Here is a 14784-nt window from a genome sequence, read left to right on the forward strand (position 1 = left end):
ATGGATGTCATCAACATTCCCATTACGAACGAAAATAATGAAATAGTCGCTGTTCTTTGCGCAACGTATGACCAGAGCAACCAGCATCAGCTAAACGACGTTGTAGGCGATAATCAACATATTTCCAATGAACTTTTGGGAATGGTGCAGAATGTGGCGGCGCATGCCGAGGAGCTTCAGGCTACCAGTGAACAAATTCTTCAAAATAGTAAACTGGCGGTGGAAAATGCCAGCAAGGTGTCCCAGGTATCCGGCTTGATCAAGGAAATCTCCGAACAAACTAATCTGCTCGGGCTAAATGCCGCCATTGAAGCCGCACGGGTAGGCGAAGCCGGAGCTGGCTTCGGAGTTTTATCTGTCCAGCGAAAAAATGATGAGCGTTTCCGATAACTTGATCGAATATTCGATTTCGATTAAGTAGACAGCTTTGGTCGATTATTGAGCCTATCGCAAGCGGATATAAGGCACCACGCAAAGCGGAGCTGTCCGAAAAGCAACTTTTCAGTACAACCCCTGAAAAGTCACTTTCTGGACAGCCCCGTTTCGTTCCGGCTTCATCTTAAAACGTATTATAGACATTTATGCATTCTTCTGCTGTTGGTTCATAAAAACAATGCTTCTTCCATCGTCCCGCAAACGGCTGATTATACCAGGTTGGCGGACATGGACCGGGATTATCGAATGATCCCGGACGGAAATACCATAAGGAGTATTTGGCCGGCCAATTCCGCTCCCCGTCTACAGACCGCTGCGCGAGACGTCGTTCCCTGTCTCTCGCATTTTGATAATACAAACTATGCTGCAGCGCTTCAAACGCATGCGGCTGGTTGATCATATCGGGAATGTTCCGAATATCTTTAAAATCAGAGCAATTAGCTCGAATTCGGTTAATGCCAACATTCCCGACAAGGAGCATCCCCATCTCGCCTTCGGTTTCAGCTTCAGCCCGAAGCAACCTTGCCAACATATCAATATCCCGCTGCCTGGCTTTTACGACTGCCATCGGCTCACCTCTTTTGATTTCTAGAATCATCATATTGTAGGCGAATGGGATGTGTGACTATAGCAGCGTATTCTTACTTTTTCAACTCATAATAATCCATTGTTGACGACTCTATAAAACCACATGATTTGTACAAATCCAATGCATTTCCATTTTCGGTCGCCACTTGAAGGATAATGCTGCTTGCATTGCCTTCGATGAGTTTTTGAATAGCCATGGTGAGCATGATTCGGCCAAACCCATTCCTCCGATGCTCCGGCAGTACGCCCAAACCATAAATACCGCCAACATGGGAAGTCTGCTGAACATGGACTTTCCCTATGATCTCATTATCCTTTTCCGCAAAATAAATGGTCATGCCCTTTGTTTCTTCCTCCTCAGGGCGGATTAATGCATCCGGTGATTCCGGTTCATCGCCAAAATAAATCCCGTTTTGCCTCGCGATTTCATGGGCATCCTCATTGGTTGCTTTTCTGAGCGTAATTCCGCTCGTTTCGATGTGAAGCAGCTGGAATTGCTCCTGATTCAGAACCATTTCATATTCGGAGTGGTCGTATCGCGCCCCGGTTTCACGAATAAAGCTTTGCCCCGCCTCCGACTTTCTTTCGCTTAGAAGGAGCACGCTTTGGGCGTCGCGGCGATTCCATTCTTCTGCGGCTAACTTGAATAACCGGCTAAACACGCCTTGTCGTCTGTATTCCGGATGCACCATGCCATTCACTTCAATTTGCGATTCGGCGCCGCCAAAGCTGGACAGTCCAATATAACCGATTAATTGCCGGTCATCAAAATACATGAATTCATTTATAGGCATAATGCCGGACTTTGTTTCTACGGTTTGGGCAGCTCCAAGCTTATATTCTAGCTCAAGCTTCAAGGCGGTCTGGTCCCCGTGACAACAACGCTCCTGAAGTTCATGAATGACTTCATAATCCTCCTGATCAATGGTTTCCTTTAATTTGATCCAGGGTTTTTGTATCGATTTCATAGGGTCAGTTTCTCCTCTTGTTTTATGATAAGACCAATTGCGACAATCCAAGATGATCTCCACTATTAAAAAACGCCACCCCCATGTGAGCTAAGGGCAGCGGCGTGGATAACCATTCATATCGTACTATGACCACGGCTTAAGAACAATGTAATGAATAGCTATATTGAACTTTACTGCCCGGGGATCGTCAGATTGATTAAATGAGCAAATCTAGCTCTCCGCACTTTCTTCCAGCTTATCGGCAATAAAGTCTTTAAATCTTGTAAAATATCGCTCCGACGCCTCCCAGCGTCTAAGGTCCAAAAAGGACATATCCTGTAAGTCACATTCATCTGGCGGCTGATAATACCGGGAAACGTAGTCTTCGTTATCCAATACATAAAAATAATACGCTTCGTCCGGAGTTTTGATTTCAATCCTGGCAGACTGGTAATCTCCATCCTCATCCACATAGGCTTTACGGAAGGTGTAATATTTTGAGCCGTCCCACAATCCTTCATCCTCTTCTTCTTCATAAAGGAATTCCTGAATGGCAGGATGCTGCAAAATGGACTGCACAGACTGGACCTCCACGTTTCGCAAATAAAGCTCGGCCATATTGACGCAGGTCAGCAGCATCGTCCAGCAACCGCCAAGCTCGGCCAGCTGTTCTGGAGGAGACTCTTCCGTAATATCCTCCCACTCCGATCCTTCCTCTATCGTTCTTGTCAACAAACCGACGGAATGATCCGGCTCCACCCAAATATAATAGTGATTCCGGTTGTCATTCATATAGACGCTGAGATCCCGCTGCTCCCCGTCTGCGTCAATATGCTCCGTTTGAACTTTGAAAAACGCGTCTTGCTCCTGAAAATCAAACGATGGTTTATTTTTCGGCATCAAAATACACTGAGTCAACTTCAATATATTTTCCTCATTGATCGCGTTATGGGTAAAATAAATTGAAGCAGGTTGTTTAAGGGCAAAGGATTCATTTGGACTTTTTAATGGAGAACGCCCCTCTGCAATCACATTTACCAAAGACCAGAAGGAAAAGCCCGTATCATCCTCATCCATATCAAAAACCTCGTCGATCAACACCTCATGAATGCTCACCGGAAGCTCTTGAAAAACGCCGTCTCCGTCCCAGGCACTTACGATACAAGGGATAGACTTCTGCCCGTCTACGTTGATCCTGTATTCGTCATCCTGAACCAAAACCGCTACGTTAAGATGTCCTTTAACAATCGTTTCTCCATGGTTGTAGCTTCCGCAAAATAGTTCTTCAACCGCCAGATTACCCGACACATAAATCTCCTGACCGCCTGCCGTTATATTTTTTGCGCTCAAATTGCCGATTACCATAAGCCCTATGGCAGCGTCTGTTTCCTTATTGTAGAGATGGCCAACCGTAAAGTTTCCGTCTATAAAAATGAGGATGACCTCTTTTTGCTCTGGAAAAGGCTCTTCCCAGTCCAGATTGAGAGAAGGCAGCGTCAAATCTCCACCATAATAAGCAACGAGCTGATCGTCGCTGAAGTCACCGTAAAACTTTGCCCACCAAGATCCTTCCGGAAACTTGTCCGCAAGCTGGCTTAAGGGGAAAAATTCAAAACGTTTATTCATCATAGTCTTCCCTTCAATTCATATTGAATTAAACCCACTGAACTCTATTGGACCTGCTTTTTCGTCTATAAAGCTATCATAACTTTAATTTCCATCATTTACCCCCTACCTGTGTCCCGGTTTTCTGTGCTGTTTGTAACGGCATGTGAATCGGACTTAGTGCCTATCAACATATTAGTATTTTTCAGATGTACCAATTGATTTCCTACTGGCTATTTTGTATCATAAATATAAATTCAAACTGTGTGTGACTGGCGGAACATGGGGAACCATGAGGGAGCACATGGATATCTTGGCCGTACGCCTGGGCAGAGGTAAGGGAGCAATCCCTTGCCTTTTTATGTTTTATACAACAGTAAAGGGATGGTAAGATGATTAACGAAAAAATGATTCTTGACGGCAATGCAGTTGCTAAAAACATGAAAGAGAAACTCGTAGAACGGATCGATCGGCTGTCAGGGCGAGGCATTGTTCCATGTCTTGCAACTATTCTGGTTGGGGATAATCCCGCATCAGCTACTTATGTGCGAATGAAAGGGAATGCATGTAAACGGCTTGGCATTCAATCCTTGCGGGTTGACCTTCCTTCCAGCACCACAACAGATGAGCTAATTGCAGCTATTAACAAACTTAATGACGACTCAAAAATTCATGGAATATTGTTACAGCACCCTGTTCCTGAACACATTGATGAGCGGGCTGCATTTGAAGCTATTTGTATTGAAAAGGATGTCGATGGCGTTACAACTCTTGGATTTGCTCAAAATGCGTTCGGGTTTGCTGATTTCCCGTCTTGTACACCAGCAGCAATAGTTGCTATCCTGGAGTATTACAATATTCCACTCCAAGGTAAACATGCTGTTGTAATTGGAAGAAGCCCCATCCTCGGTAAACCTGTTTCTGCTATGCTTTTGAACAAGAATGCAACTGTCACCACCTGTCACTCCAAAACTGCTAATTTAGCCGATATTGTTTCACTAGGCGATATTGTAGTTGCTGCAGTGGGCAAGCCAAAATTCGTTCAAGGAGATTGGATAAAATCGGGTGCTGTTGTAATAGATGCAGGTTATAACGAAGGGAACATCGGAGATGTTGATTATGATGCCTGCATCTTGAATGCCGCTGCCATTACTCCAGTTCCGGCGGGAGTTGGACCAGTAACGATTGCAACCTTGCTGAAGCATACCGTTGATGCTGCTGATAAATTAGCATAATGTCTTGAGCAAATTGCACAAAATCCATGTCCTGGAAAACGAGCCTTAGAAGAAACTCTATAGGCTCGTTTTCTCTGCCTTAAACCCATTTCTCAACGTATCACACATTGTAGTCAACCGTTCAATGATCCACTGACGCAGTTCGTTAGGAACGGGAATTCCATACGATTCAAAAAACAAATGAATTCGTCGACGGCGCTCTGCAGCGTGCAAATCAGCTTCATACTCTACTGTTGTTTCCGAAGCATGGTGGGGTGAAAAGCTTGCAAGCTGAACCGACGTATAAAGAGAATACGCAATGTCCCACATACGCGGGCCAGGTCCAGCCATGTCAAAATCAATTAGCGCTACAGGATTTCCATTTTGAAAAACCACATTGTACAGCGCAGCGTCATTATGGCATATCACTTGGTGCTGACGATCATCGGCATAACTAAGCTGCCAACTGCCCTTCGTTAGGAGAGGAGAACCTTCAGTCGCATCATGAAATCGCCGTAAAAGACGCGCTACGCCCACAAGAGTTTCATCCGACCACATGTAAGATGCTAGTTCGGGATAATCGTTGCCTGACACTTCTTCCTGAGACACTATGCCTGTGCCTCCTCATTGCGGTGATTGATCATTTACTTTAATCCTGTTTTACCGTAATCGGATTATCTATGTCAAATTTTTAAAAACAGCTTTATCTCACGGCACGGTGCTGCTCCCGGCGTTGACGGGAAGGCAGCATCGTCGCTTCCATTAGTAGCTCTGCGTGAGATGCAATCCTTGCCGCACATCATACAAAAAAGATGATTTCTGCACGATACAGAAATCATCTTTTTGTTGTTTTACACTTGTTTAAGCTGCATTGACGAATTGACCTGTTTATGTTTGTTCTGAAGCTTCCGTTAGATCAATTCAGATTTTTGCAGAAGCTTCTGAATAATCGTAGCCACTTCAGCTCTTGTTATATAAGCCTTCGGGGCAAGCGTTGTAGTACTTCTGCCGGATACGATACCTGCTTGCACGCTTTCCGCAACGCTGCTTTGTGCCCAATGAGAGACACTTGCCCCATCCTGGAATAAACGCAACGTGTCATCAGTCGATTGTACGGATAGCTTTTCCTTTAACCCGGTCAGGGTCATCGCCTTGGAGAGGATCACCATCGCCTGCTCGCGAGTGATCTTCTCCAGCGGACGGAAGGTTCCGTCTGAGTAGCCATCAATCAGTTGATATTCGTATGCTGTATTGATCATGCCGCTATACCAATCCGAAGTCTTAACATCAGAGAACGGCGTAGCCTCGTTCTCGAGTTTAAGTCCCAGTCCCCGAACGACGATGGCTGCAAATTCGGCGCGCGTAATATCCCTGTCAGGACCGAACTCTTCATTACCGATACCGCTGACAATCATTCGGGAACCCATATCGTTCACGGCTTGTTTCGCCCAGTGTTTCGCAACATCGCTGAATTCCAGCGGATGCCAGACAACCGAGTAAGTGCTATTCGTCAAGCTGTTAATCTGGGCGTAATGCGTGCCTTCCTCGACAACGATTTTCGTCGGTACATGCCTTACTGCTCCATCCGGCTCCACCACAACGCCCGTTGTTATCTTGTTCGGATCAATACCCTTCGGAAGGGCAACGCTTCTTTCAACGTATGCTTTGAATTTCGACACTTCAATGGTTGTGCTTCCATACGTTGCGCTAATCTTAAAGTCCACCGGTGGAGCGACGAGAGTGAACGCGTTTTTCCCTGCCGCGTGGTCTACCACTTCCATCATATCCGTAATCGGCGCGGCAATTTCGATGCGAATTTTGATGTCTTGCAGGTTCAACTCTTTGCCTATTCGGGCGGATATAGCATCGATACTTATTTGATGAGCTGGCAACGTATATGTCGCCCGGTCCGTTTTAATCTCCAGCGTTGCCCGATAATTTTCCAGATTTTTAATCATCTGGCCGTTCAATTCACCGATGACAACATCCGATTTGCTATTAACCGGCAGGGTTACTACCGCGCCAAAACCCTCCGATTCGAGCTTTTTGTCCAGCTTGTCCCGGTCGACGGATATCGTAATGACGGTTTGATTGTTACGTTCTGATGTCGTAGCCGTTCCCGCGCTCTCCACTTTCCCGTTAACAAGAATGTCCACTCCGGTATTCCCGCTCGGCGGAACAAAAACTCCCGATCCGCTGGATACCGTATTAGTCATCACGTTGGAGACAATGTTGGAAGTGCCTGCATTTGTTCCTCCCGTTACAACAAGGCGGAAGTCATACGCCGTTGCAGGGATTAAGTCCGTCACCGTTGCGCTTGTTGCATTCGTCGCAATAGCTGCGCTCGTGGACGCCGTCGTCCATGTGTTCGTTCCCGCTGGCGATTGCTGAATAATAACCCCGGTTGCTCCGCTTGCCGCTGTCCAGCTAAACGTTGCTGTTGTGCTTGTAGCCGCTGTCTTCACGAAGTCGGAAAGCGCTACGCTATTCGTCGTCACGTTAGAAACAACGTTAGATGTGCCTGCATTTGTTCCTCCCGTTACAACAAGACGGAAGTCATACGCTGTCGCTGAAGTTAACCCCGTTACAGTCGCGCTTGTTGCATTCGTGGCAATCGTTGCGCTCGTGGAAGCCATCGTCCACGTATTCGTTCCCGCCGGAGATTTTTGAATGATGATCCCCGTTGCTCCACTTGCCGCTGTCCAGCTAAACGTTGCTGTTGTGCTCGTCTTCGCTGTCTCAGCGAAGTCAGAGAGTGCCACGCTATCGGTCGTCACATTGGAGACAGCGTTGGATGTGCCTGCATTTGTTCCTCCTGTCACAACAAGGCGGAAGTCATACGATGTTGCCGGGTTCAGCCCCGTTATCGTTGCGCTCGTTGCATTCGTGGCAATCGTTGCGCTCGTGGAAGCCGTCGTCCACGTATTCGTTCCCGCCGGAGATTTTTGAATGATGAGCCCGGTTGCTCCACTTGCCGCTGACCAGCTAAATGTTGCTGTTGTGCTCGTCTTCGCAGTCCCAGCGAAGTCGGAAAGTGCTACACTATCCGTCGTCACGTTAGAAACAACGTTAGATGTGCCTGCATTTGTTCCTCCCGTTACAACAAGACGGAAGTCATACGCTGTCGCTGAAGTTAACCCCGTTACCGTTGCGCTTGTTGCATTCGTCGCAATGGCTGCGCTCGTGGACGCCGTCGTCCATGTATTCGTTCCCGCCGGAGATTTTTGAATGATGAGCCCGGTTGCTCCGCTTACCGCTGTCCAGCTAAATGTTGCTGTTGTGCTCGTCTTCGCTGTCTCAGCGAAGTCGGAAAGTGCTACACTATCCGTCGTCACGTTAGAAACAACGTTAGATGTGCCTGCATTTGTTCCTCCCGTTACAACAAGGCGGAAGTCATACGACATTGCCGGAGTTAGACTCGTTACAGTCGCGCTTGTTGCATTCGTGGCAATCGTTGCGCTCGTGGAAGCCGTCGTCCACGTGTTCGCTCCCGCCGGAGATTTTTGAATGATTAGCCCGGTTGCTCCGCTTGCCGCTGTCCAGCTAAATGTTGCTGTTGTGCTCGTCTTCGCTGTCTCAGCGAAGTCAGAGAGTGCCACGCTATCGGTCGTCACGTTAGAAACAACGTTAGATGTGCCTGCATTTGTTCCTCCCGTTACAACAAGACGGAAGTCATACGCTGTCGCTGAAGTTAACCCCGTTACCGTTGCGCTTGTTGCATTCGTCGCAATGGCTGCGCTCGTGGAAGCCGTCGTCCACGTATTCGTTCCCGCCGGAGATTTTTGAATGATGAGCCCGGTTGCTCCGCTTACCGCTGTCCAGCTAAATGTTGCTGTTGTGCTCGTCTTCGCAGTCCCAGCGAAGTCGGAAAGTGCTACACTATCCGTCGTCACGTTAGAAACAACGTTAGATGTGCCTGCATTTGTTCCTCCCGTTACAACAAGGCGGAAGTCATACGACATTGCCGGAGTTAGACTCGTTACAGTCGCGCTTGTTGCATTCGTGGCAATCGTTGCGCTCGTGGAAGCCGTCGTCCACGTGTTCGCTCCCGCCGGAGATTTTTGAATGATTAGCCCGGTTGCTCCGCTTGCCGCTGTCCAGCTAAATGTTGCTGTTGTGCTCGTCTTTGCTGTTTCAGCGAAGTCAGAGAGCTCTACACTATCCGTCGTCACGTTAGAAACAACGTTAGATGTGCCTGCATTTGTTCCTCCTGTCACAACAAGGCGGAAGTCATACGATGTTGCCGGGTTCAGCCCCGTTATCGTTGCGCTCGTTGCATTCGTGGCAATCGTTGCGCTCGTAGAAGCCGTCGTCCACGTATTCGTTCCCGCCGGAGATTTTTGAATGATGATCCCCGTTGCTCCGCTTACCGCTGTCCAGCTAAATGTTGCTGTTGTGCTCGTCTTCGCTGTCCCAGCGAAGTCGGAAAGTGCCACGCTATCGGTCGTCACGTTAAAGACAACGTTAGATGTGCCTGCATTTGTTCCTCCTGTTACAACGAGGCGGAAGTCATACGATGTTGCCGGGTTCAGCCCCGTTATCGTTGCGCTCGTTGCATTCGTGGCAATCGTTGCGCTCGTGGAAGCCGTCGTCCATGTATTCATTCCCGCCGGAGATTTTTGAATGATGAGCCCGGTTGCTCCGCTTGCCGCTGACCAGCTAAATGTTGCTGTTGTGCTCGTCTTCGCTGTCCCAGCGAAGTCGGAAAGTGCCACGCTATCGGTCGTCACGTTGGAGACAACGTTAGATGTGCCTGCATTCGCTCCTCCCGTTACAACAAGACGGAAGTCATACGCTGTCGCTGAAGTTAACCCCGTTACCGTTGCGCTTGTTCCATTCGTCGCAATGGCTGCGCTCGTGGACGCCGTCGTCCACGTGTTCGCTCCTGCTGGGGATTGCTGAATGATAATTCCGGTTGCTCCGCTTGCCGCTGTCCAGCTAAATGTTGCTGTTGTGCTCGTCTTCGTCGAGCTGACAAAGTCGCTGATCGGTGCCATCCTGTTGATGCCGATCTTGTAGAACAAGGTCGTGTTGTCTGCCGCAACGACTTTAATGTATACCTCTGTTACTGAACCCGACGCAAGGTTTACACTGCCAACGGCAGGCGTTACGAAGGTACTGTCCGTTCCGTAGAAAGTCACCGCTGCGTCTGCGTCGTGCTTGACAATATCCCCAAACGATACAGTCGATACTCCATTTACTACGTTGATGCTTGCCGTCTTCGGCGCTGAACTTGTCCCTGCTTCCGCACCTGTCGTTAAGGTCTGACCCAATAGACTGGTCAAACTTGCGTCGCCGCTCAAGCCGGAAGAAGCGAAGAAGTCGGTTTGTTTGCCAAAAACATAACCCGCCTCACTATTGGATCCGTCAAAATACTGCAGCATCAGATTTCCAGTTGACGGAACGAACGGATAGAGTCCGTCCAATGCTTTGCCGATCAGGTTGTTTAATTCGGGTATATCCAATAAACCCTTAACCCATGTGTTACTTCCTGCGAATTTTCCGTAATAGTAAAATGAAGTAATATTGTATTCTTCATCAAATGAAGCTGCAAGTATAAACATATTATCGTTCGCATCAATAGCAAAAGGTCCCATAGGCTGCGTGACAAGCATCGCAGTTGCGCCATAGTCAACGTTATCGATCATTGTCGTTTCCCAGGAACCGTTACTCCCCGTATTGGATGTGATTTCAATTCCACCATTCCAAGAGTCGCCATAAAGAATATGAATGTGATCCAACGCATCTATCGCGGACCCATAATAAGAATAATAGTCACTATCTCCATTTACCACTTCTGTGGTTGTTGAATAGGGAGTGCTGGATGTATATATGCTAGCTCCAGCCGCCGAATCAATTGAATAAACAAGTCTGAAATTTCCGTTTTCATCACTTAAAAGGCTATTAATACCTCCACTATTCGCCATATTCAGTATTGCTTCGGACCATGTCGTGTTGGAATTCGAACCGGTTTGAATTTTCACGTGATAATCTTTTGAAGGTCCGTTGTTATATTTGACATAGGCAATAGTAGCCGCATCCGAAGAATTAACTTGAATTTGCAGCGATGTATAGTAGTCATGGACTACCGTTGAAGCTTGTGTAGGAAGAATCTGTGTCTCGATTCCGGTAAATCCGCTTGACCACAAACCACTATTCGTATCATATGTACCATAATATACGCCTTTGGAGTAGGAATACCAATTTCCGTCATTTATAGAACCAGTTTTTAGGAAAGCAACGTGTATCGTTCCGGTTGAATCGACCGCCATTTTTATTTCCCTGTAATAATCATTAAGCTGGTCCAGTCCTACCTCTGTATTGATACTCGTTTCCTCTGAAAAAGAATTGCTTGCCGAACTCCATTTATAGATTTTAAAATCTTGAATACCCTGCCCACCTTGAACAGCTCCCATTTCAGGATATGCGATATACATATCTCCGTTTGGCGCTTTGGCCACCGCCGATGGAATGCCATTGAAGTCAGGATAAGTATTGCCTGTAATTCCTCCTGAGGCTGATGCAGGAACAGAATGAAAACTAACGAGGACAAGAATGATTGCCATGAATGAAGAGAAAGCCTTATTAAGATAGTTCTTCGCTTGTTTTGCTGCATGGAAAAAATTTTTTTGTACCCTGATTCTTTCCGCTGTGGCCTTCTTCATAGTTGTTTTCCTTCTCCTTTGTAATGAAGCTTAGATTCTGCAAGAGAATTACATCTGTATTATCCTCGAAATTATAGCATGAATTTTAAGAATCTAAACTAAAAATTTCCCCCGATTTTCAACATGCTAAAGCGCTAACACACTTAGGCTTCTATCTGCAGATTCAGTATCGCTGTCTCTACCTTCAATTCATTCTCTGCTCTACCACTATTTGTGTTGCGGTTCCCGTATCATTTAGGTTATCAGGCGGTGTTTGTCCCGTCCATTCCTCGATTTCCCCGCGCTGAACAATCGGCTTAAATGAAGTAGTTTAGCCAGGTTCGTGCTATAATGGTGTTTACCAGATTAACATTCATCATTTTGCCGAGATGGCGATGATTAAGGAGATTAAACTTTGACGAACATCCACGATCTTGGAGCAGTTAACGAACTGCCAGAAAACTTTGAAGAGCTCAAACGAGCGGCTAATCGGAAAGCAAGCTGGAGAGAAAGACTGAATGCGGTGAACGAATTGGGAAACTGGGATACAGCCCCTACCATACAGCTGCTGCATTATGTTTTGGCAAGTGATCAAGTGTTTCAAGTGCGCGAAGCCGCATATCGCAAGCTCAAGCAGTTGGGCGAAGCTGTACAAATGCCTGCCAAAAACAAAGGCGAGCTGTTTAAAGGTCTTAACAAAATTTTGCTGAGGATTAAAAAAAGCCTTCCTGAAGGTCACACATTTGAGCAATTTAAGGAAAAACTGCAAAAGACACGTTCAGATATTTACGATACTTACGAGGGTGATAAAGATGCTGAGTTCGACTCCTGGCTCCATGGAATTTGGGAGACACTAGGTAGAAAATAGCCGCCGTTTCAAGCTACAATGTAGTCTTCCAGTACAAAGCCACTCCGGAAAAACGGAGTGGCTTCTTTATTTCTCATTAAGGCCAGCCTCTCGGGAACACCTATCTTCTGACCTGTCCCATTATATTTATTTTCCAGTATAATAATTTAATACATAAAATTATCCTGCCTTCAGCTTGCAAGGAATTCTTATGACTTTTTTAGGGCGGGAAGGAGGAGAGTTGTCTATGGAATATCATGTATCCATACATGGGAATGATGGGCAAAGAGGAACAGCCGATCAACCCCTTCGTACAATATCACGCGCTGCGGCTTATGCCATGGCTGGTGATATGGTTATTGTTCATGCCGGGGTATACAGGGAATGGGTTAACCCGGCTTATGGAGGAACAGGAGAGCATAGAATCATTTATCGATCCGCAGGAGACGGGGAAGTTGTCATTACGGGAGCTGAAAAAATTACAAACTGGAAATCTGAAGGGAATAATGTTTGGAGCACAGAAGTGCTCAATTCCATGTTTTCCGTTCGCAATCCCTTTGAAGTGGAGTTGAGCGGAGACTGGTTGTTTGACGGCCCCTTCCCGGTTCATCTCGGCGATGTATATTTGGATGGCAAATCATTGTATGAAGCCGCTAGCGTTGAAAGCGTTCACAAGCCCGAGGTTTGGCCCGAAGCCAAATATCCCAAGGATTCTCTGTTAAAATGGTATGCCGAAGTTAGGCCTACGACAACAAAAATCTGGGCCAATTTTGGCGAAAAAGATCCTCGCAAGGAAAATGTAGAAATTAATGTTCGTCCTTATTGCTTCTGGCCTGAGAAACCAGGACTTAACTACATAACCGTAAGCGGTTTCACACTTCGTCAAGCCTCTCCTCAATGGGCGCCGCCTACTGACTACCAGGAGGGTTTGATCGGACCTCACTGGAGCAAGGGTTGGATTATTGAAAACAATATTATCAGTGAATCCAAATGCGTTGGTATCAGCCTGGGTACCGAAATCGGTACAGGTCACTCCAAATCTTGGGAGAAGCATAGTAAAGGCGGGACTCAACGTGAGCAGGAGGTTATTTTACGAGCATTACGCTCGGGCTGGCATAAGGATAGCGTCGGCAGTCACATCGTTCGGAATAATGTGATTCATGATTGTGAACAGGCAGGTATTGTGGGTCATATGGGAGCAGCCTTCAGCCGCATTTACCAGAACCGTATTTACAATATACACCACAAACGGCTCAGACACGGTGCCGAAGTAGCGGGAATTAAACTGCATGCTTCCCTGGATACTCAAATTTGTGAAAATATAATCTATAGCTGTTATCGTGCCCTTTGGCTTGACTGGCAGGCTCAAGGCACCCGCATCAGCCGCAATGTATTTTTTAACAACCTTTCTGAAGACCTCTTCGTTGAGGTTTGCCATGGTCCGTATATGGTCGATCATAATCTGTTCCTCTCTCCCATGAACTTCAGGAATATGGCGCAAGGCGGGGCATTTGCTCATAATTTGTTTGCAGGCAGATTTGTCGTTCGTTCCGAGATTACCCGTATAACGCCGTATCACTTCCCTCATGAGACGGCAATGGCAGGATACTCCAATATCACTGGAGGCGATGACAGATATTACAACAATATCTTTTTGGGTGATAATGACCCTAATAAGGAACCTGTTCCAATCACCTTTTTTGAGCATCTTCCACTGAAACCAAGGGATGCAGTTGGAGAGGACGGGAAAACGGTCATGGATGGTGTTCCGGACAATTCCATTTGTTATCTGCATCCTGTGGGACTAGGCGGCTACGATAAACATCCTGATATAAAAGATAAGAAATGGTGGGAATACACCAAAGAGGAGCTTATCCAGCTCGGCGATGCCGCAAAGGATATCTTTATAGGAAATGCAGTTCTTCCGGTGGCTATGGGCGGCAATTTATATCTTAACCATGCGGTTCCAGGCAGTCATGAAGCCAATGCGAGGATTCATCCTCAGAAGGGCATAAACGTTGAGATCGATCCTGCGCAAGGCAGGGTTCGCATTGAGGTTACTGAACCAGAATGGCTTCGGGGTGCCTCTGCGATGCTGGTCACCACTGACCTGCTTGGAAAGACTTATCACGCCGATATGAAGTATGAGGAACCAGACGGCACCCCCTATCGATTTGACTCTGACTTTTTCGACAAAAAGAGACCCGATGCAAATGTCACACCTGGTCCATTTGAATTAACCGAAAATGGTATCATTGATTTTGAAATTTAGTTTATGGCGAACCGTTGTGCTAGCGAGTGTCTCTCATCCCTCCCGAACATTGGAGTTGTCAATAAAAGTGCAGTTTGAAAACACACTCATGCTGAAATCCCGTTATTAGGCTGCTTGTGATAGCACTCTTTCGCGATAAATAGCTGGGGGCCAGCCCCCTGGATTAGAGGTATAGATTCGCTGCCTGTTGTAGTAGACCATGATGTATCTGAAGATAATCGATTTGATA

Annotated in this window: 9 protein-coding genes and 1 riboswitch; of the genes, 4 read left to right on the plus strand and 5 right to left on the minus strand. The window is 46.7% G+C overall.

The features are described from left to right. Positions 1-390: a methyl-accepting chemotaxis protein gene (locus tag ACX93W_RS22965; RefSeq protein WP_459394711.1), complete on the plus strand. Its 390-nt coding sequence runs from the start codon at positions 1-3 to the stop codon at positions 388-390. 169 nt (positions 391-559) lie between these two features. Here the strand turns inward: ACX93W_RS22965 and ACX93W_RS22970 are convergent, their stop codons facing one another. From ACX93W_RS22970 to ACX93W_RS22980, 3 genes are all read right to left on the minus strand, one after another. After that, a complete protein-coding gene (locus ACX93W_RS22970; RefSeq protein WP_459394712.1) occupies positions 560-1003 on the minus strand; it encodes a cell wall hydrolase in 444 nt (147 codons plus the stop codon). 73 nt (positions 1004-1076) lie between these two features. After that, on the minus strand, positions 1077-1991 hold the full coding sequence (locus tag ACX93W_RS22975; protein ID WP_459394713.1) for a GNAT family N-acetyltransferase: 915 nt from the start codon (positions 1989-1991) through the stop codon (positions 1077-1079). Between the two features lie 213 nt (positions 1992-2204). Continuing rightward, positions 2205-3602, minus strand: a complete 1398-nt coding sequence (locus ACX93W_RS22980) for a hypothetical protein (protein WP_459394714.1) — start codon at positions 3600-3602, stop codon at positions 2205-2207. Positions 3603-3836: 234 nt separating this feature from the next. After that, positions 3837-3916: riboswitch (ZMP/ZTP riboswitch) on the plus strand. A gap of 54 nt (positions 3917-3970) precedes the next feature. Between ACX93W_RS22980 and ACX93W_RS22985 the strand changes: the two genes are divergently transcribed. After that, positions 3971-4813 carry a bifunctional 5,10-methylenetetrahydrofolate dehydrogenase/5,10-methenyltetrahydrofolate cyclohydrolase gene (locus ACX93W_RS22985; protein ID WP_459394715.1) on the plus strand — a complete coding sequence of 281 codons (843 nt, stop codon included), beginning with the start codon at positions 3971-3973 and terminating at the stop codon, positions 4811-4813. Between the two features lie 57 nt (positions 4814-4870). Here ACX93W_RS22985 and ACX93W_RS22990 read toward each other — a convergent pair whose 3' ends face one another. Beyond that, positions 4871-5401 carry a phosphotransferase gene (locus ACX93W_RS22990; protein WP_459394716.1) on the minus strand — a complete coding sequence of 177 codons (531 nt, stop codon included), beginning with the start codon at positions 5399-5401 and terminating at the stop codon, positions 4871-4873. A 302-nt stretch (positions 5402-5703) separates the two neighbouring features. Further along, a complete protein-coding gene (locus tag ACX93W_RS22995; RefSeq protein ID WP_459394717.1) occupies positions 5704-11358 on the minus strand; it encodes a fibronectin type III domain-containing protein in 5655 nt (1884 codons plus the stop codon). 502 nt (positions 11359-11860) lie between these two features. On the opposite strand from ACX93W_RS22995, the gene ACX93W_RS23000 reads away from it, so the two are divergent. Then, positions 11861-12304, plus strand: coding sequence for a HEAT repeat domain-containing protein (locus ACX93W_RS23000; RefSeq protein ID WP_459394723.1), 444 nt, complete (start codon positions 11861-11863; stop codon positions 12302-12304). Between the two features lie 226 nt (positions 12305-12530). Further along, the gene (locus tag ACX93W_RS23005) at positions 12531-14555 is read left to right on the plus strand and encodes a right-handed parallel beta-helix repeat-containing protein (protein ID WP_459394718.1); all 2025 of its coding nucleotides are present in this window, start codon (positions 12531-12533) and stop codon (positions 14553-14555) included. Positions 14556-14784 lie beyond the last annotated feature (229 nt).

The sequence above is a fragment of the Paenibacillus sp. CAU 1782 genome, from assembly GCF_054551715.1.

Coding starts and splice junctions, on each gene's coding strand:
- ACX93W_RS22965 (WP_459394711.1), top strand. CDS start 1: ATGGATGTCATCAACATTCCCATTACGAACGAAAATAATGAAATAGTC.
- ACX93W_RS22970 (WP_459394712.1), bottom strand. CDS start 1,003: ATGGCAGTCGTAAAAGCCAGGCAGCGGGATATTGATATGTTGGCAAGG.
- ACX93W_RS22975 (WP_459394713.1), bottom strand. CDS start 1,991: ATGAAATCGATACAAAAACCCTGGATCAAATTAAAGGAAACCATTGAT.
- ACX93W_RS22980 (WP_459394714.1), bottom strand. CDS start 3,602: ATGATGAATAAACGTTTTGAATTTTTCCCCTTAAGCCAGCTTGCGGAC.
- ACX93W_RS22985 (WP_459394715.1), top strand. CDS start 3,971: ATGATTAACGAAAAAATGATTCTTGACGGCAATGCAGTTGCTAAAAAC.
- ACX93W_RS22995 (WP_459394717.1), bottom strand. CDS start 11,358: ATGGCAATCATTCTTGTCCTCGTTAGTTTTCATTCTGTTCCTGCATCA.
- ACX93W_RS23005 (WP_459394718.1), top strand. CDS start 12,531: ATGGAATATCATGTATCCATACATGGGAATGATGGGCAAAGAGGAACA.